Source organism: Yersinia sp. 2553 StPb PI, assembly GCF_052217105.1.
GTDB classification, from domain to species: Bacteria; Pseudomonadota; Gammaproteobacteria; order Enterobacterales; family Enterobacteriaceae; genus Yersinia; species Yersinia enterocolitica_E.
The window spans coordinates 1,305,711-1,324,735 of record NZ_JAZGPX010000002.1; the positions used below are offsets into that span (position 1 = coordinate 1,305,711).

The following is a 19,025-nucleotide window of genomic DNA, read 5'->3' on the forward strand; positions in this document are numbered from 1 at the left end:
CACGCAATAAATTACAAATAGCGCCGCTCTAAATGTTGGCGGAAATAGCGAGGGTTAAGTGTTTCACCGGTAGCCTTGGTAATTAATTCTGCGGTTGAGTAACGACTGCCATGCTGCCAGATATTCTGTTGTAACCAGGTGAATAGGGCGCTGAGATCGCCACTAGCGATACTTTTATCCAGCCCCGGCATAGCATCACGGGCAGTTTGGAACAGTTGCGCTGCATACATTGCACCCAATGTATACGTTGGGAAATAGCCAAAAGCACCATCGGTCCAATGGATATCTTGCATACATCCGTTACGGTAATTACCCTCAGTATTAATACCGAGGTATTGCTGCATTTTCTCATTCCACAGCATAGGGATATCATCTACTTCGATTTCACCACTGATCAACGCTTTTTCGATTTCATACCGCAATATAACATGGGCAGGATAGCTCACTTCATCGGCATCAACTCGAATAAAACCCGTTTTAACCCGTTGATTGAGAGCTATGAAGTTCTGTTGCGCAAAAGCGGGTTGATCCCCAAATTGGTTTGCTACCAGTGGGCGGATCACTTGTAAGAATTCATTACTGCGTGCTAATTGCATCTCAAACAGTAAGCTTTGGGACTCATGGATGGCGGTTGACCGTGCATGGGAAATGGGTTGCCCTAACCATTCACGTGGTAGATTTTGCTCATAACGGGCATGGCCTGTTTCATGCACAATACCCATTAATGAACTGAGAAATTCTTGTTCGTTATAACGAGTTGTAATGCGTACGTCTTGAGGAACACCACCGCAGAACGGATGTACACTGACATCGACCCGCCCGCCGTCAAAGTCAAAACCGAGTACTTTCATCACTTGTAACCCAAGCTGACGCTGTTTTTCCACGTCAAAAGTGCCCTGTGGTATCAGGCAGTTTTCATTGGCTTGTTTAGCCGTCACTTTTTGTAATAGGTCAGGTAGCCATTGCTTAAGATCACCAAATATACGGTCTAAATCGGCACTGTTAGTCCCTGGTTCATAGAGATTAAGTAATGCGTCATAACCCGATATACCAGCCGCCTGAGAACGTATCGAGGCTTCTTCACGGCTGAGTTTGACCACTTCCCGCAAGTTCTTTGCAAAACCATGCCAATCATTAGCGATACGCTGTTGCCGCCATGCATGCTCACATCGCGCCCCTGCCAGTGATTTAGCTTCTACCAGTGCTTCTGGCAGCAGGACTGCATTGTCATAATGGCGACGCATTTCGCATAAATTTGCCTGCTCAATATCATCAAGTGTTTCTTGCTCAGCTTGTTTTAACCATTCACCAACCTGGTTGGCCGTTAATATCTGGTGTTGTAAGACATTCAGCTCCGCCATCGCTTCTGAACGGGCAAGGTTACCTTTCACTGGCATCATAGTCTGTATATCCCATCCGGCAATAGCCGACAGGTGTTCGAAACGTGCAAGCCGGGTAAAGGTTGTACGCAGGTGGTGGTAAGCAGTGGTCATAAAACACTCCAAAGTAAAAGTTAGTGCTTAATCTTGAGCAACGGACAGTGAGTAAAGGCTTTTTACCGGCCAACAGAAACGGAAACTGGCACCGCCTAATGAACTGGCATCGACGGAGATACTGCCTTGATAAGCCAGTGCGATGGAGTGAACAATCGCCAAGCCCAAGCCACAGCCTCCCGTTGCCCGGTCGCGGCTGGGATCGAGGCGAACAAAAGGCTCAAAAACGCGTGCGCGCTCTTCCAAAGGGATACCAGGCCCATCATCTTCAACTTGCAAGCAGGCGTTGTCACCATCAAACCATAATCCGATACGCAGTCGTTGAGTGGAATAGCGTAGCGCGTTATTAACCAGATTATCTAATACGCGCTCCATCAGACGCAGGTCAACAGCACCAAAGTCACCGCGATGGGGGATATCGAGTTCGATTTCCCGATCACTATGGATTAAGCGCATATCCACGACTTTTGCTGTTAACCAAGCGGGTAGGTCGATGGGTTCCAGATTAAGGGAAACCTGCGGGCGGTCCAATCGAGCGTAGGTCAGTAACTCATCAATCAGTGCTTCTAACTGGCCAATATCATGATTTAAAGCCAATTGTTCACTTTCTGTCAGGTTGTCACTCATCGCTAAACGATAGCGTAAACGCACGAGCGGTGTGCGGAGTTCATGAGCAATACCATCAATGAGTAATTTCTTGCTAACAATCAGAGTATTGATATTGTCAGCCATTTGATTAAACGCTACGCCTAAGCGGTTTAAACTGGACGTAGGATCAAAATGGGTTCGCTCGTCAAGATAGCCAGCCCCCAGTCGCTGAGCCGCATTCTCCAGTTTCAGTAGGTCTTTCCAGTGCGGGCGCATCCACAAGAATACTGGCAGCGCTAAGGACATACCAATCAGGATTAATAAGGCCAAGTCGAGCAGGCGCATTTGATGCAAATAAAATAAATAGGGGACTGGGCCGACAGCAAGAACGTAGTGACTGCGTGGGATACGTTGCAGGAAAGTATATTCATCATCTAACGCAATAATTTCACCGGCGCGCAGGCGTTTATTCAAACGCTCGCCGAGATCCCGTTTATCGAGAGGTTCTATATGCAACTGAAAGGAAAGATTTAAGTCCAGTGTAGCAATGGTTTTATTCCAATCCTTCAGGGGAATTTCCCGCAATTCACTGCGCATCAACGAAAGTGAACTTTTCATCAGGTCATCTAATGACTGCCTGCCAGCACGCTCTGCGGTGACTTTGTAAACCAAGCCAACCAGCATCGCCATCACCATAAAACAGACGAACAGCAATAAGAAAAACTGAATAAATAGCTTCCTCATTGTTGCACGGACTCCCAGGCATTGGGGGCGAATAAATAGCCTTTATTACGCACGGTTTTGATGCGAAATGGCTCGAAAGCATTGTCATAGAGTTTGCGCCGCAAACGCGAGATGGCAACGTCTATACTGCGGTCCATGCCGTCGTAGCTGACGCCGCGTAAATTTTTCAGTAGCGCTTCACGGTCCATTATTATTCCTGCATGGGTAGCTAACTCCCATAACAAATCAAAATCAGACGTGGATAATGTTATCTCTTCATCATTAAGATTAACTTGGCGGTTTACCGGATCGATACAGAGTAAGCCGAAATGAATCGCATTATGACCGGTAAATGGCGGACTAATGATCTCTTTGCTTTGTTGCTGATTATGCTGGCGAAGATGTAGCCGTAGGCGTGCTAGCAGTACTGCGGGTGGTGTGGTTTTGAGAATATAGTCATTTGCGCCCATTTCAAGCGACAGAATATGGTTCATATCACTGTCAAGCGAGGTCAGTAGCACAATCGGCCCCTCATAAACCGGCCGCAAATCACGACACAGCGTCATGCCATCTTTTCCTGGCAACATGATATCAAGCAATACCAAGTCCGGTTGTTGTTGTTCAATCACCGCCTGGGCCGTATCGCCACGGGGTTCTACAAACACATCAATGTCATGCTTACCCAGATAGGCAGCAATCAATTTTCCGACTTCCGGGTCGTCTTCCACAAAAACAATTTTGGTCATGTTTTTCAGTTTATAAAGGTGCCAGAATTCAGCATAGCGCGCAGTTGACAGCAATACTATGCATGTTATTTATTCCGCTTATCATTAATGCTGATGAGTGATTGCTAGACAACAGGTAAATCATTTCATTATATTAATAAAAGTGATTATATCGTCATCTCTATTTTGTTGCGCCTATCGTTTATATATCAATACTTACGATTAATGAATAGCTGTATCGATCAGCTGAGGACTGAGGGATGAGTGGCGAACACATTGGTGCGCCAGCGCACAGTGAAAAGGTTTGTTTCAATTACACGGAATTTTTAGCCGCATCATGCAAAAAACGGTGGAGTTTTATCGATGCGATTTATGGTGTTATGCCGATATTTGGCATGGTAGTAAAATCGCAGACTGAATCGGAAAAAACACCGCAAGAGCGGCTTAAAGCATTGGCCTTACAGGTATTATCTACCCAGCTTAATGACCAAACCAATATTGTTCGCTTGATTCGGCTAGCCGAACAACAGGGCATTACGGTGTTGGATATCCAGTTGCCTTACCCTTTGGATACTGATCAACTCGGTGAGATTAAACAAAAATTGCCGGAATCGATAAAATTAAACCAGCAGGGGGAGTGTTTATCGGTGGATTTGGCGGGAGCAGCTAATCATTAGTTAACAGACGATACTCAAACGGGCAAACTGAGGTAACGCGGTCAGCCCATTTGAGATCTTATTTTTCGCCGCTTTTATTCGGGCTTAATGCATCGCGAGCCAGGTTGCTGGAATAGTTGCAATCAACACCAGGCAGATAGCCGCTCGCTCCACGGTATTGAGTAATTTCAGCCCTTCATGCCCTTTGCGCGCATAAATAAATACCAATAATCCTGGGGCATATAACAGAACGGACAACAGCAGGTACACTAATCCGGCAGCATAAATTAACCACAAACCATACAAGCACGCGCCACTGGCAGCAACAATCAAACGCCAGTCATGACGCTTTAAGGCGACTTTAAATAAGAAGGCTCCCACGAGGAAATAGGGTACCAGAATCATTTCTGACGCAATTGTTAGTAAGGTATTGTAGTTGCTACCCGTCAGCCAAATCAGAATCAGAGCCACCTGTACTGCGCAGTTGGTTAACCACAAAGATTGTGCCGGTGCATTGTTTTTATTCTGATGGCGGAACATTTTGGGAAAAGCCCCGTGCTTAGCTGCAACCATCGGCACTTCAGCAGCCATAATGGTCCAGCTAAGATAAGCGCCACACACAGAAATAATGAGCCCAGTGGCAATGATGACTTCCCCCCAAGGGCCAATCATCTCGACCATAATTCCAGCCATCGACGGATTACGCATGCCTGCTAACTCAGCCCGCGGCACTACGCCAAGAGACAATAGGGTAATGAGCAAATAAACGCACAGGGCAGAAAGTACGGCTAACATGGTTGCCCGACCCACATCTTTTTTATTGCGTGCGCGGGCCGAAACAACGACTGCGCCTTCCACACCAATAAAGACCCAGAGCGTTATTAGCATGGTGTCCTTAACCTGCTGCCAGACCGGGGTATGCAGCGCGACACCACTAAAATCAAAACTGAAAGTATCAAGGCTGAATGCAAGTCCCGCCAACACAATAAAACCACCGATAGGCAGCAGTTTTGCCAAGGTGGCGGCCAGGTTAATACTGGCGGCGGTTTGGACACCGCGCAGAACCAGTGCATGCACCAACCATAGCAGGAAGGAGGCTCCCAGCAATGCCTGCCAAGTATTCCCTTCACCGAAGATAATGTGACCCGATTTATCAGTAAAGAAGCTTAATGCAGCAAAAACAATTACTAAGTAAGAGACATTAGCAATAACGGCGCATAGCCAGTAACCCCAGGCTGAGAAAAAACCGATAAGATCACCAAAGCCTTCTTTGGCATAGGTGAATATTCCGCCATCGAGATCAGGGCGCAAACGCGTCAGTAACAGCATGGCAAACGCCAGGAAGATGATCCCCACGCCGGTAATACTCCAGCCGATAAGCAGTGCCGCAGGGCTGGCAACTTCTGCCATATTTTGCGGTAAGCTGAAGACACCCGCTCCCAGCATTGAGCTAAGGACCAGCGCGGTTAACGCAGTCAGGCCGAGTTTTTTTTCCAATTATGGATCCTGGTTTTGAAAGTATTAATGAATGGTTACTGACTTGTAAGCAGCATTATATGAGGAAAGATTATCGATAATTGACAGATAATAGCCCCAAATTTTTGGGGAGATTTTACGGAGTGGAACGCGATCATGCAATGATTGGTTATGCGATTTGGGCAAAAAATTATTCAGTCCGTACCAATAAGAAGCAGGACAACAGCAGACACATAAAAAAAGGCAGCACGGAGCTGCCCTTACAGTAACGATTTAAGCAAACTTATTTGAACAAGTCAGCGCTAACACTCAGGTTACCACCACTTTGGTTCTGCCACTGGCGAGTCACATGGTAATACTTCGCACCTTTTGCCGCAGCACGTTTAGCCACTTCATGAGATACGTCAGTCATGCTGTTGTAGTGACCGCTAAAGGTAATAGAATCAAACGGCACCATCTGTGCGGCTGTCGTGTTATTCAGCTCCTGAATTTGAGTACCATCATTCAGGGTGACAGTGTAACGTTTACCGGTTGATGATTGCGTTTCGAAGAAACGGCCCACATCAGCACTTGGCGTACCTGAAGAGGCAACACCTGGGATTTCAACGTTGGCAGCAGCTGCGCCACCGGCAGCCAGTGCCGCACGACCAGCATCAGAATCGGCAGGAATAACATCCGGGCTCTGGACAACACGTTTTGCCGCATCTGCTTTATAAACATATGCCGTAACAAACTGGTTGCCGCCTTGGTTTGCATCAACCTGACGTACGATAAAGAAGGAGTAAGCCCCTTTCTCTTTTGCCGCTTTTGAAATGGCATCGTTGATATCAGGCTGGCTGCGGAAGAAGCCACTAACAGAAACGGTATCATAAGGCTGAAGCGCGTAGGCTTCTGCTTTTGGCAATTCTTTCACATCATTAAAGACGCGATACTGGGTTTCTTTGCTCACTTCCGCGGCATCGTTATGATAAACATCGGCCGTTACACGCCAGTTGCCGCCATTATTGTTGCTGTTGATATCCTGAATATAGAAGGAGTCTGCACCCAATTTGTCAGCACGGCGGGATACCGCATCCGCTGCTTCATTTATTGCATTAAATCGGCCAGTAATAGTAATGCGATCAAATGGCTTAATGGCTGCTGCTTGCTCAGGCGCGAGTTCTTTTGCCGCTTGTGCAGCAGAAAGCGCGGTGAGTGATAGCAATGCCGATGCGATGATCGTGTATTTCAGCTTCATAAAAAATCCTTTCGCCTTGCGCATTAACGTTGATACGTGCGGAACAATTGATGTGTAACAGAATAGCAGATGATTATTACATGTAATAATGGCGGGTGTCTCAGCAATTTATATGACTTAGTATATCAATTCTGAAGATTAGCCCGCCGGTACTTTACAGCAATAATAGGGATAAGCTTTACGAATAATTGCTTTAACGTCATAAGTGCTGATTATTTACATTTTGCTAACCTGATGCCGCGCCATTACTGGGCTGCCTCATTATTGTCCGGCTTGTTATTTTGGTGCAAAGTTGCAGGACAAGCCGCTAGTAAATATTATTTTTGTAGTGAATTATAGAGAGTTCTTTCCGCCTGCCAGTTTTAGTGCAAAAACTGCACCAGAAGCACACACAGATATGGATCATCAGTCACATTTTCAGTAGGTTATAGGGAGCTGTAGCAAAGCAGGTTTATCAGTAACCAAATAGAACTGAAGCATACCCAAATTAGTGGGTGTTGCCGGTAGGCTGCAAGCAAACGAATCTCACGTCAGTGGTTCGGGTGAGTGTAAGTCGCTAACGTCCCAGCAACGCCGAGTAAGATGGATATGGCAATACTCATCATCAAAGACAGGTAAAAAGGGAACATTATGCGTATTGGTGTACCAAAAGAGCGGTTGGCCAATGAAGCCCGTGTTGCAGCAACGCCGAAAACGGTGGAACAACTGCTGAAATTAGGCTTCACCGTGGCGATTGAAAGTGGAGCTGGTCACTTAGCCAGCTTCGACGATGCGGCGTACCAGGAAGCGGGTGCCACCATTACGGATACCACCGATGTGTGGCAATCCGACCTTATCCTCAAAGTGAATGCGCCCCTTGAGGAAGAAATTAGCCTGATGCGTGCTGGGAGTACGTTAGCCAGTTTTATCTGGCCAGCTCAAAACCCGGAATTACTGCAAAAGTTAGCGGAGCGTCAGGTAACCGTATTGGCCATGGATTCAGTGCCGCGCATATCTCGCGCGCAATCGATGGATGCGCTCAGTTCAATGGCCAATATAGCCGGCTATCGTGCCATTGTTGAAGCTGCCCATGAATTTGGTCGCTTCTTCACTGGGCAAATTACGGCCGCGGGTAAAGTTCCACCGGCGAAAGTGGTAATTATCGGGGCTGGGGTTGCAGGTTTGGCAGCCATCGGGGCGGCAGGGAGTATGGGTGCTATCGTGCGTGCATTCGACACCCGCCCAGAAGTAAAAGAACAAGTTCAGAGTATGGGTGCTGAATTCCTTGAGCTGGACTTTGAGGAAGAAGCGGGCAGTGGTGATGGTTACGCCAAAGTGATGTCTGACGCTTTTATCAAAGCCGAGATGGCACTGTTTGCCGCTCAAGCTGCTGAAGTGGACATCATTGTTACCACTGCACTGATTCCGGGTAAACCTGCTCCTCGGTTGATCACCAAAGAGATGGTGGCATCCATGAAGTCGGGCAGTGTGATTGTTGACCTGGCCGCGCAAACCGGTGGTAACTGTGAACTGACCGTCGCCGATAAAGTGACAGTGACAGACAATGGCGTAAAAATTATCGGCTATACCGATCTACCCAGCCGTTTACCCACACAGTCATCGCAACTTTACGGAACCAACTTGGTTAACTTGCTGAAATTACTCTGTAAAGAGAAAAATGGTGAGATAGATATTGATTTCGAAGATACCGTGATTCGCGGTGTAACCGTGGTCAAAACCGGTGAAATAACGTGGCCAGCGCCGCCTATTCAGGTATCAGCACAGCCTCAGGCGGCTAAAGCTGAACCTATTGTGAAAGAAGACGCCAAGCCTAGCTCGCCATGGCCGAAATACATCATTATGGCACTGGTCGTTGTGTTGTTTGGCTGGTTAGCAAATGTTGCTCCGAAAGAGTTTTTATCTCACTTTACGGTCTTTGCACTGGCGTGCGTAGTGGGTTATTACGTGGTGTGGAACGTCAGCCATGCACTACATACACCTTTAATGTCAGTCACTAACGCCATTTCAGGCATTATTGTCGTCGGTGCATTATTGCAGATTGGCCATGGCGGTTGGGTAAGCTTCTTATCCTTTATTGCCGTACTGATTGCCAGTATCAACATTTTTGGTGGCTTTACGGTCACCCAGCGCATGCTGAAAATGTTCCGTAAAAACTGAGTGGTATAAAACTCGGTGGGTATAAAAATAATGTCACACAAAAATATAGGGGTAACTGATGTCTAGTGGTCTCGTTACAGCTGCGTACATAGTTGCTGCGATTTTATTTATTTTCAGTTTGGCTGGGCTGTCGCGCCACGAAACATCCAAACAAGGTAACACTTTCGGTGTGACCGGTATGGCCATCGCGCTTATCGCCACCATCCTTGGGCCGGATTCAGGTAATGTTGCCTGGATCATCATTGCCATGGTGATTGGTGGCGCAATTGGTATCTATCTGGCGAAGAAAGTCGAAATGACTGAAATGCCAGAACTGGTTGCCATTTTGCACAGTTTCGTCGGTCTGGCAGCCGTTCTGGTTGGCTTTAACAGCTATCTGGATCACGGCCCGGTGGTGATGGACGCGGTGATGGTTAATATCCATCTGACTGAAGTCTTCTTAGGTATTTTTATCGGGGCAGTAACATTCACCGGTTCTATTGTTGCCTTTGGTAAGTTACGCGGGATTATCTCATCCAAACCACTGATGTTGCCACAACGCCATAAGTTGAATCTGGTGGCACTGGTTGTGTCATTCCTGCTGATGATTCTGTTCGTCAAAACCGACAGCGTTAGCTTACAAGTGGTCGCGTTGTTATTGATGACGGTGATTGCTTTGGGCTTTGGCTGGCACTTGGTGGCATCTATCGGTGGTGCTGACATGCCGGTTGTGGTCTCAATGCTGAACTCCTACTCCGGTTGGGCTGCGGCTGCGGCAGGTTTCATGTTGAGCAATGACCTGTTGATTGTAACGGGTGCCTTGGTCGGTTCTTCCGGTGCTATTCTGTCTTACATCATGTGTAAAGCGATGAATCGCTCATTTATCAGTGTGATCGCCGGTGGCTTTGGTACTGATGGTTCTTCAACCGGTAATGCTGAAGAAATGGGTGAATACCGTGAAACCACGGCTGAAGAAGTGGCTGACCTGCTGAAAAATGCTAGCTCAGTTATCATCACTCCGGGTTATGGCATGGCAGTGGCACAGGCACAATGCCCCGTCGCTGAGATTACTGCAAAACTACAAGCGCGGGGCATCAAAGTCCGCTTTGGTATTCACCCGGTAGCTGGGCGTTTGCCAGGTCATATGAACGTGTTATTGGCTGAAGCCAAGGTCCCTTATGACGTAGTGCTGGAAATGGATGAAATCAATGATGATTTCCCAAGTACTGATGTCGTGTTGGTGATTGGTGCCAACGATACGGTTAACCCAGCAGCACTGGAAGACCCGCGTAGTCCGATTGCCGGCATGCCGGTGTTGGAAGTATGGAAAGCGCAAAGTGTTATTGCCTTTAAACGTTCAATGAATACCGGTTATGCTGGCGTGCAAAACCCATTGTTCTTTAAAGAAAATACCCAAATGTTGTTTGGCGATGCTAAAGACAGCGTAGAAGCAATTTTACGCGCATTGTAATTCGTTATTACGAATCGCAGATCAAGGGCCACCTATTCGGTGGCCCTTCTTTTTGATTTAATCAATGGGTGATGTCAGACAAGGGTTATTCAATCTCTTCCAGATCTTCATGGCCTTCTATCGGACAGGTAAATCCTTCGGGTTTAATTGCCAGTAAGTCACACTTAAGATGGTCGATCACATGTTCGGTAGTATTCCCAATAAAGGCGGCAGATAGCCCAGTACGCCCCAAGGTACCCAGAACAACCACCCCAGCCCGCAAGTGTTCAGCCAAATCAGGGATAACCTCTTCAGGGAGACCTTTTTCAACATGGGTGAATTTTTCATCAATGCCAAATTGCTGGCGTAACGCTTTCATCGCAACCAAATGCTGACCACGAATGGCATCGTTATAGACGCTCGGGTCAAAATCAGGCAATTCAATGGCGATATTAATCGGGGTTACCGGGTAGGCGCTGATCAGATGCACTGGCGTTTGATTGACATGTTCGGCTAACTCTCTGGTCTCTTTGACCAAACGGAGATTTAGTGGGTCATGGAGTGGATCTTCACTTGAGAGGTTAACGGCCACCAGCGCTGTGGCGCCTTCCGGCCAAGGTTGGTCTTTCACCATCCAGACTGGGCATGGGCACTTACGCAATAAATGCCAGTCGGTTGGGGTAAAGATAATCGACTCCAGGCGGTCGTGTTGATGCGCCATTTTTAACAACAAATCGTGCTTGGCGTTCAGGATTTCCTGAATAATGGCCTCATAGGGCCGATTATGCCATACCACTTTGATTTCAATTGGAATACCGGCATCAAGATAAAAGCGGCATTGCTCGCTTATCCATGCGGAACGTTGGCTGATAACCCCTTTACGCATTGCGGTACGCTCATCAGGCGACAGCAGGGTGGTCATATCATATGACAGATCATAAATAGCCAAAAATGCTTTGATTGTGCCGCCATTGCGCTGCACAAGGTAAACTGCACGTCTTAGTGCAGGTTGATCATCCTGATTGGGGTCAATAGCAACCAGAATATTCTGATACTTTGCCATAGAGTCTCCTTACAAACGTGAATTAACAGTATGTTAGTTAAAGAGTAAACCATGAAAGGGAAACAGGATAGGTGGCTGGGAGAAGCAGACCAATAAATTTTCAAGTTGCAGATTTGCTGACGGCTTGTGTTACTCGGTCGATCCTCAGACCTGCTCTCTACGAGGCCGTTACTTACCGCCTTCCTGCAACTTGAAATCTATCGGGTATTTATTATTCTGGTTTTGATCAGGTTACAGACTTGGTCTTGGATTACCCGCCAGTTTGGCCAGAGCTTCGGTATTCTCGATAGTAATGTACTTACCTTTCACACTCAGAATATCGCTTTTCTGGAAACGGCCCAGTAAACGGCTGATGGTTTCTACCGTCAGACCTAAATAGTTACCAATATCACCACGGGTCATCGTCAGGCGGAACTCACGTGGAGAGAAACCACGTTGAGCAAAACGGCGAGACAGATTATAGATAAAGGCCGCCAGACGCTCTTCTGCATTCTTTTTGGAAAGTAGCAAAATCATATCTTGGTCACCTTTGATCTCACCACTCATCAGGCGCATCATCTGCTGGCGCAGATTTGGCATTTTGCCGGATAAATCGTCCAACGTATCAAACGGGATTTCACAAACCATGGATGTTTCCAGAGCTTGTGCGAAGCTCGGATGCTGCAAATTGCTGATAGCGTCAAAACCGACTAAATCACCCGCCAGATGGAAACCGGTGATTTGCTCATCACCTTCTTCGGTAATGGTGTAGCTTTTAATGGTCCCGGAACGGATGGCATACAGGGATTTGAGTTCATCACCCGCTTTAAACAGCGCCTGTCCTTTCTGAATAGGTTTCTTCCTTTCAATGATATTGTCGAGCTGATCCAGCTCGTTTTCATTTAAGGTAAACGGAATACAGAGCTGGCTAATACTGCAATCCTGACAGTGAATTGCACAACCACCAGACTGGATACGTCGGATTACGCGTTTTTCCGGGATCATAGGGTATTCCCATTAATATTGATATGCGTCAATTTTAACATCTTTTCTTGCGTCTGATAAGAGCAACAATAGTTAGCGTGCTAAAAGATAACCCTCATGCATTAATAACCAGCGTTTTCTCTCCACTCCACCGGCATATCCTGTCAATGCACCTTGTTGCCCAATGACCCGATGACAAGGGACAACAATTGAAATAGGGTTCAATCCATTCGCCATCCCGACAGCCCGCGAAGCGGTAGGGCGGTTGATTCGTTTTGCTAACTCGCCATAAGTAATCGTTTCGCCACAGGGGATTTTTCGCAGCTCTTGCCAGACTTGACGCTGAAAATCAGTCCCAGCGGTTTTAACTGGTAAATTATCAATAATGCTCAGGTCACCAGCAAAATAGCGTTGCATACTGTCACTTAGCCCACCGGGATTGCGTTCTTCAACCAATGTAAACGCGCCCTGGCCGTAATGGTTGCCTAGCAACTTCATCAGACGCTCGTAGTGGTCAGTCCAATCGATGGCACGTAGCCGGTTTTCTTGGTCTGCGATCAGTAACAGTTCACCTTGTGGAGTTGCCATCCGATCAATAAAAAACGTTTCCATAAGTCTCCGCTATGCTGCTGCTGTTGGTTGTAGACAGTTTTGCCGATAATGATTGCCTGAAATATGGCATCAAAAGATACCTACTGTGGCGATAATCGCATAACCAAGAAAATTTAGGTATAAATTCGGGGTGGGCGAACCCAACATTAGCGGCTAGGATGATAGCTTATTGATTACGAAAGCCCTTGTTTGTGAGTATTAACTGTTGTGACGACTGATACTTACGATTGCCACTTCATGCCAGGTACTAACTCCATGTCAAATATCATTTTGTCTCCTTTATTACGTGATGGCGATCCTCAGTCAGCTGTTATCGAGCGCCCGCACAGCCAATCACCATTTATCTTACTGGCCGACCATGCCGGTCAACGGATACCGGTTCAACTTGGTGATTTGGGGTTACCCTCAGGAGAAATTGACCGCCACATCGGTTGGGATATAGGTTCATTGGCAATGGCGCGGTTACTTAGCCAGTATCTGGATGCAACCTTGATTCATCAGCAGTATTCGCGATTGGTGATTGATTGCAATCGCACGCCGGGAATCGCCAGTTCGATCCCTGAAATTTCTGAGCACACACGGATCCCGCGCAATATTGGTGTCACCGTAGCAGAGGCTGAAGCGCGCCGGGTTGAGGTATTCCAGCCTTATCATGATTTGATTACACAAACGCTGAATCAACGTCGTGATAGCGGCCAGATGAGCGTGATCCTCTCCATGCACAGTTTTACACCGTCGTTTAAAAACATCGCGCGCCCCTGGCAGATTGGTACCTTGTTTCATCGTAATCCTGAGTTTGCTTTGCAACTGGTTTCATTGTTACAGCAAGAAGGTGACCTGCACGTCGGGATTAACGAACCTTATGCCATGACGGATGCAACAGATTTCACGTTACCCTTCCACGCAGAACAGCGGCAGTTACCTTATGTGGGTATTGAGATTCGTCAGGATCTTATTACGCATCAAGCAGGTCAGGCGCTCTGGGCGAGCCGTTTGGCGCGACTGTTGCCGCAGGTGTTAGCGGCATTGAATTATGCAAAATAAGCAACAATGCCATTTATTGACATGAAAATTATCTGTTCTGCAACAATTATCAACGCACGCTCATGACCAACAGCCATTAATTGGTTATTATCAGCATAATCATCATTTTTTATTCGCTGCATAATATTAAGGTTGATAATTACGTGGAACCAAAACCTGCGCGCATTCTGATCAGTGCCTGTTTAATGGGAAAACCGGTACGTTATAACGGCAGTGCCCTGTCTGTTAGCGATGAAATTATTCAACGCTGGCAGGATGAGGGGCGACTGGTCCTTATTTGCCCTGAATTATCCGCAGGTATGCCGGTACCGCGTCCGCCTGCCGAAATTCAGCAAGGTAACGGCGAGGCGGTGTTGCAAGGGCTGGCGCGGGTGACCGAGCAGTGGGGCAATGATGTTAGCCGGGAGTTTTTGCAAGGGGCTTATCAGGCTCTGGAGTTGGCGCAAAAGCACTGCTGCACAGTAGCAATTTTGACCGAAGGGAGTCCATCTTGTGGGAGCAGCCGCATCTATGATGGTCATTTTAGCGGCACCCAGCGCACAGGACAGGGAGTCACCACGGCGTTATTGCGCCGCCACGGAATAACCGTTTTCAGCCATCATCAGCTTAAACAGGCGGATGATTTTTTGCGAAGCTCTTCACAAGTCAAGGTTGAAAATTAACCGAGTGTCATAAAATCTCGCTATACTGTATGAATGTACAGTTGTGGCATAAAGTCGCATTTTTGGTCACTTCATCTTTCTTGAAACCATTAAGTCGAGGTAGCGATATGACATTTAAGATAGTAGAAAAGCAACCGCAGCAAATAGTCAGTATTCGGCTGGTCGGCCCTTATCACGAGACTATCCCGCAAGGCTTTAACCAACTTTCTTCACTCTATACTCAGTACCAAATCCCTGGGAAAGAGTGGTTGGCTCTTTACTGGGACAATCCTGAGACTAATCCTCCTGCTGAGCTACGGGCTGACATATCCTTGTCTGTGGCTGACGATTATGTGTTGCCCGCAGAACTCAGTGATCAACTACAACTACAAGTGATTCCCGGGGGGTTGTATGCGGTGTATCACACCAGGGTAACGGATGATGATTATGCCAAAGCCTGGAGCGAGTTGTATAACCAGCATCTGCCACAAAGTGGTTATCGTTCGGTAGAAGGTGCGTGTTATGAGGTTTACCTCAATGACGGCATAACTGATGGTTATTTTGATATCGATATCTGTCAATCGGTTGAAAAAGCACAATAATGAGTGGCGGCTGTGCCGGTTGGTGCGGCTGCCTATCGTGGCAACATTGATTCAGGATAGGCGTACCGGCGTATTATCACTTTATCTCGGTGGCAAGAAATAACTGGCTCAACCAGTCACTGAAAATACGTACTCGAGGGGAAAGCTGGCGGTTGTGAGGATACAGGAACGAGACTGGCATCGGGGGTGGTGCGTATTTTGGTAGTATCTCAACCAAGGTGCCAGCGATTAAGTCAGATTCGATATGGTAACGAGGCACTTGAATAATACCCAATCCAAGACGTGCGGCTGCTACAAAGCTTTCTGCACCACTGACTGATAGAACAGTCGGTAATTTTACTTGCTGAGTTTTAGTAGATGATGACGAAGCAGAGGGTAGATATGCGCTTTCTGTTATTACCCTGGAGGACGCTGATTTATTATAACCTGTTGTTTTATCGGGGCTAAGGGTGCTGTCAGTGCCAAATTCCAGTGGCATCAGGCTACCGGTTGCGCTAGAACGAAAACCTACCATCTGATGGCCTGGTAACTGGTCCAACCGGAGTGGAGTACCCTGTCGTTGTAAATATTGCGGTGCAGCACAGGTGACTTGTGGCAACAACGCCACTCGGCGGGCGACCATATCGCTGTCTTGTAAATTACCTACACGTAGCACCCCGTCAATACCTTCTCGAATAAGGTCGACCAAGCGGTCACCTTCACTGATAAATAACTCAATGTCAGGATATTGAGCAATAAAATCAGGTAATTGTGGCAAGACGAAATGGCGGGCTAACGTGCCCTGTACATCAATTCGTAACAAACCTCGTGGCTTGGCATTGGCAAAGGCCATTTCAGCATCTTCAATATCAGCAATAATACGCAGACAGCGCTGGTAGTAAGCTCCACCATCCAGCGTAGGGCTAACATGTCGGGTAGTTCGCTGCAATAAGCGCACATTTAAACGCTTTTCGAGCTGTTGAATGGCATCTGTCACTGTAGATCGCGGTAGATTTAAATCTTGGGCGGTTTGGGTAAAACTGCGTTGTTCCACTACCCTGATAAATACCCGCATTGCATCAATTCGGTCCACGTGATTGTTCGCTTTATTCGGATAGTGTTAACGAATAATAGATGATTATCCGAAACGATAAAAGTGGCATTCTCTGTTTGCGGGCGGTTAAACATAGCATGCTCCACTTGCTGGATAGCAATCAATGCATCGTCACAAACGATAAAATACACATCGAGGAGAAAATCATGGTGAATACAACCGGGCAGGTTGCCATTGTAACCGGAGCATCACGGGGTATTGGCGCAGCAATTGCTGAGCGTTTGGCTCAGGAGGGGTATACCGTTCTGATCAATTATGCCCGGAGTAACATTGAGGCGGAAACACTGGTGCGCAAAATTCAACAAGCGGGCGGAAATGCAGCGAGTGCGAAGGGGGATATCAGTGATGCCGCAGCGGTTGCACAGTTATTTTCTCAAGCAGAAGCTGCGTTTGGCGGGGTTGATGTCTTGGTCAACAATGCTGGAATTCTATCTCTCAGTGCCATTGCAGACAGTGATGATGAACACTTTGACCGCCAGATCGCCATTAACCTGAAAGGGAGCTTTAACGGGATGCGTGAAGCGGCAAAGCGTTTGAAAGATGGCGGCCGCATCGTAAACTTTTCAACCAGTGTTGTCGGGCTGAAACTGGAAAAATACGGTGTTTATGCTGCAACCAAAGCGGCGGTTGAAACCATGACAGCTATTCTGGCGAAAGAGTTGCGGGGGCGTAATATCACCGTTAATGCTGTGGCTCCTGGGCCGACGGCAACCTCGCTCTTCCTTGATGGTAAATCACCCGAATTAATTGAAAAAATGGCGAAAATGGCGCCACTAGAAAGATTAGGAACGCCAGAGGATATTGCAGCAGCCGTGGCTTTTCTGGTTGGAAAAGACGGTGGCTGGATTAATGGGCAAGTTTTACGCGCCAACGGTGGCCTGATTTAGCCTGTGGTGAACGCGTGGAAAGGTCAGGGGAGCCTGCATTGTCAGAGATAACAATTAATCGCGACTGTCATAAAAGCGTCATTCGCTTGTTCTAGTATCCGTTGTAACCAATCAATACAAATTGTATTACTGTTTTACAACAAGGAATTATACCGATGCAGAACCGCGTATCCACTTTGTCCGGCATAGCGTTATCCACTCTGATACTCACCAGTTCATTGTTTACACCGAATGCTGTTGCTTCCGCCACTGGCTTATATGACCGTAGCGCCAAGGGAGATATCACTCAATTTGGTGGGGCACGACGTTTGACCGGTGATCAGACACAGGCTCTTCGTGATTCGCTTTCCAATAAAACCGTAAAGAATGTCATTTTACTGATTGGCGATGGTATGGGCGATTCAGAAATCACCTCAGCACGTAACTATGCTATGGGGGCCGGTGGTTTCTTTAAAGGAATTGATGCGTTACCACTGACAGGGCAATACACGCACTACTCATTAGATAAGAAAACGCAAAAACCGGATTACGTGACTGACTCAGCTGCCTCCGCAACAGCTTGGTCCTCAGGTGTAAAAACGTATAACGGCGCGCTGGGTGTTGATGTGTTCGGAAAAGATCACGTCACCTTGTTGGAGTTAGCGAAGAAAGCCGGTAAAGCAACTGGTAACGTTTCAACTGCTGAACTGCAAGATGCCACTCCTGCGGCACAGTTTGCTCACGTAACTGGGCGAAAATGCTATGGCCCGGAGGAAACAAGCGAGAAGTGCAGTAGCAATGCGCTGGAAAAGGGTGGGCGCGGTTCAATTACTGAGCAGATGATTGCCGGGCGCGCGGATGTCACATTGGGTGGTGGCGCTAAATCATTCAGCCAAGTCGCTAAAGCCGGTGAATGGAAAGATAAATCTCTGCGTGAACAAGCCTTGGCTCGAGGTTATGTTATTGTCGAAAATCTTGACGATCTGAATGCAATAAAGCAGGCAGACCAACAAAAACCGCTATTAGGGTTATTTAGCCCAGGTAACATGCCAGTACGTTGGCAGGGGCCGAAAGCGTCTTATCATGGCAATTTAGATAAGCCGCCGGTAGTTTGTGAAAACAATGCCGAGCGTACTAAAGATATTCCAACCTTGGCAGTGATGACTGAAAAAGCAATTGACCTGCTGAAACATAACGAAAAAGGATTCTTCTTACAGGTTGAAGGGGCATCCATTGATAAACAAGACCATGCGGCGAATCCTTGTGGTCAGTTCGGTGAAACTGTCGATTTGGATGAAGCAGTACAAAAAGCACTGGAGTTTGCGCGTGCAGAAGGTAATACCTTGGTTATTGTGACGGCAGATCACGCGCATTCCAGTCAAATTATTGAAGCAGATGCAAAAGCTCCTGGCTTAACACAAGCGTTAACCACGAAAGATGGCGCAGTTATGGCGATAAGCTATGGCAACTCTGAAGATGATTCTCAAGGGCACACGGGTACCCAATTGCGCATAGCAGCTTACGGACCACATGCGGCAAATGTGGTTGGTCTAACAGACCAAACCGACCTGTTCTTTACCATGCGTGATGCTATGGCGATTAAATAAGTCACGATACACCTGTTACAGCACAATTCGCTGAATAATCCCGGTGCAAT

Annotated in this window: 17 protein-coding genes; 8 read left to right on the forward strand and 9 right to left on the reverse strand. The window is 47.2% G+C overall.

Features of this window, described 5'->3' with window-relative positions:
- Positions 1 to 11 precede the first annotated feature (11 nt).
- Genes V2A84_RS07290 through rstA form a run of 3 tightly spaced genes read right to left on the reverse strand, consistent with a single transcriptional unit; the run spans position 12 to position 3,550 of the window.
- A complete protein-coding gene (locus tag V2A84_RS07290; RefSeq protein WP_442848671.1) occupies positions 12 to 1,493 on the reverse strand; it encodes a carboxypeptidase M32 in 1,482 nt (493 codons plus the stop codon).
- Positions 1,494 to 1,520: 27 nt separating this feature from the next.
- Positions 1,521 to 2,825 (reverse strand): two-component system sensor histidine kinase RstB, encoded by a 1,305-nt coding sequence (rstB, locus tag V2A84_RS07295; protein ID WP_083158795.1) that lies wholly within the window; start codon positions 2,823 to 2,825, stop codon positions 1,521 to 1,523.
- Positions 2,822 to 3,550: a two-component system response regulator RstA gene (gene rstA, locus V2A84_RS07300; RefSeq protein WP_083163624.1), complete on the reverse strand. Its 729-nt coding sequence runs from the start codon at positions 3,548 to 3,550 to the stop codon at positions 2,822 to 2,824. The genes rstB and rstA overlap by 4 nt, the downstream gene beginning before the upstream one ends.
- A 239-nt stretch (positions 3,551 to 3,789) precedes the next feature.
- Here rstA and V2A84_RS07305 point away from each other — a divergent pair, with 239 nt between their 5' ends.
- A complete protein-coding gene (locus tag V2A84_RS07305; RefSeq protein WP_083158796.1) occupies positions 3,790 to 4,206 on the forward strand; it encodes a hypothetical protein in 417 nt (138 codons plus the stop codon).
- Positions 4,207 to 4,290: 84 nt separating this feature from the next.
- On the opposite strand, the gene V2A84_RS07310 is transcribed toward V2A84_RS07305, so the two are convergent.
- A complete protein-coding gene (locus V2A84_RS07310; RefSeq protein ID WP_083158797.1) occupies positions 4,291 to 5,682 on the reverse strand; it encodes an amino acid permease in 1,392 nt (463 codons plus the stop codon).
- Positions 5,683 to 5,944: 262 nt separating this feature from the next.
- The gene (gene ydgH, locus V2A84_RS07315) at positions 5,945 to 6,898 is read right to left on the reverse strand and encodes a DUF1471 family protein YdgH (RefSeq protein ID WP_083158798.1); all 954 of its coding nucleotides are present in this window, start codon (positions 6,896 to 6,898) and stop codon (positions 5,945 to 5,947) included.
- A 630-nt stretch (positions 6,899 to 7,528) separates the two neighbouring features.
- On the opposite strand from ydgH, the gene pntA reads away from it, so the two are divergent.
- Both pntA and pntB read left to right on the forward strand, forming a co-directional pair.
- Positions 7,529 to 9,055, forward strand: coding sequence for a Re/Si-specific NAD(P)(+) transhydrogenase subunit alpha (pntA, locus tag V2A84_RS07320; RefSeq protein ID WP_083158800.1), 1,527 nt, complete (start codon positions 7,529 to 7,531; stop codon positions 9,053 to 9,055).
- 58 nt (positions 9,056 to 9,113) lie between these two features.
- Positions 9,114 to 10,505, forward strand: coding sequence for a Re/Si-specific NAD(P)(+) transhydrogenase subunit beta (gene pntB, locus V2A84_RS07325; protein ID WP_442848672.1), 1,392 nt, complete (start codon positions 9,114 to 9,116; stop codon positions 10,503 to 10,505).
- Between the two features lie 85 nt (positions 10,506 to 10,590).
- Here pntB and uspE read toward each other — a convergent pair whose 3' ends face one another.
- From uspE to ogt, 3 genes are all read right to left on the reverse strand, one after another.
- Positions 10,591 to 11,547, reverse strand: a complete 957-nt coding sequence (uspE, locus tag V2A84_RS07330; protein ID WP_083158802.1) for a universal stress protein UspE — start codon at positions 11,545 to 11,547, stop codon at positions 10,591 to 10,593.
- Positions 11,548 to 11,778: 231 nt separating this feature from the next.
- On the reverse strand, positions 11,779 to 12,531 hold the full coding sequence (locus V2A84_RS07335; RefSeq protein ID WP_004390269.1) for an FNR family transcription factor: 753 nt from the start codon (positions 12,529 to 12,531) through the stop codon (positions 11,779 to 11,781).
- A 72-nt stretch (positions 12,532 to 12,603) separates the two neighbouring features.
- Positions 12,604 to 13,122: a methylated-DNA--[protein]-cysteine S-methyltransferase gene (gene ogt, locus V2A84_RS07340; protein WP_083158803.1), complete on the reverse strand. Its 519-nt coding sequence runs from the start codon at positions 13,120 to 13,122 to the stop codon at positions 12,604 to 12,606.
- Between the two features lie 255 nt (positions 13,123 to 13,377).
- Between ogt and V2A84_RS07345 the strand changes: the two genes are divergently transcribed.
- The 3 genes from V2A84_RS07345 to sbmC all read left to right on the forward strand — a co-directional run bounded on the left by V2A84_RS07345 (position 13,378) and on the right by sbmC (position 15,409).
- Positions 13,378 to 14,166 carry an N-formylglutamate amidohydrolase gene (locus tag V2A84_RS07345; protein ID WP_083158804.1) on the forward strand — a complete coding sequence of 263 codons (789 nt, stop codon included), beginning with the start codon at positions 13,378 to 13,380 and terminating at the stop codon, positions 14,164 to 14,166.
- A 143-nt stretch (positions 14,167 to 14,309) separates the two neighbouring features.
- Positions 14,310 to 14,828 carry a DUF523 domain-containing protein gene (locus V2A84_RS07350; RefSeq protein WP_083158805.1) on the forward strand — a complete coding sequence of 173 codons (519 nt, stop codon included), beginning with the start codon at positions 14,310 to 14,312 and terminating at the stop codon, positions 14,826 to 14,828.
- Positions 14,829 to 14,935: 107 nt separating this feature from the next.
- Entirely contained in the window at positions 14,936 to 15,409 is a 474-nt protein-coding gene (sbmC, locus tag V2A84_RS07355; protein ID WP_102970405.1) for a DNA gyrase inhibitor SbmC, read from the forward strand.
- Positions 15,410 to 15,485: 76 nt separating this feature from the next.
- On the opposite strand, the gene V2A84_RS07360 is transcribed toward sbmC, so the two are convergent.
- The gene (locus V2A84_RS07360) at positions 15,486 to 16,481 is read right to left on the reverse strand and encodes a LysR family transcriptional regulator (RefSeq protein WP_083158806.1); all 996 of its coding nucleotides are present in this window, start codon (positions 16,479 to 16,481) and stop codon (positions 15,486 to 15,488) included.
- Between the two features lie 167 nt (positions 16,482 to 16,648).
- Here V2A84_RS07360 and V2A84_RS07365 point away from each other — a divergent pair, with 167 nt between their 5' ends.
- Together V2A84_RS07365 and phoA are read left to right on the forward strand one after the other, a co-directional pair.
- Positions 16,649 to 17,389: an SDR family oxidoreductase gene (locus tag V2A84_RS07365; protein WP_083158807.1), complete on the forward strand. Its 741-nt coding sequence runs from the start codon at positions 16,649 to 16,651 to the stop codon at positions 17,387 to 17,389.
- A 155-nt stretch (positions 17,390 to 17,544) separates the two neighbouring features.
- Positions 17,545 to 18,975 carry an alkaline phosphatase gene (gene phoA / locus V2A84_RS07370; protein ID WP_102970406.1) on the forward strand — a complete coding sequence of 477 codons (1,431 nt, stop codon included), beginning with the start codon at positions 17,545 to 17,547 and terminating at the stop codon, positions 18,973 to 18,975.
- The last annotated feature ends 50 nt before the right edge of the window (positions 18,976 to 19,025 follow it).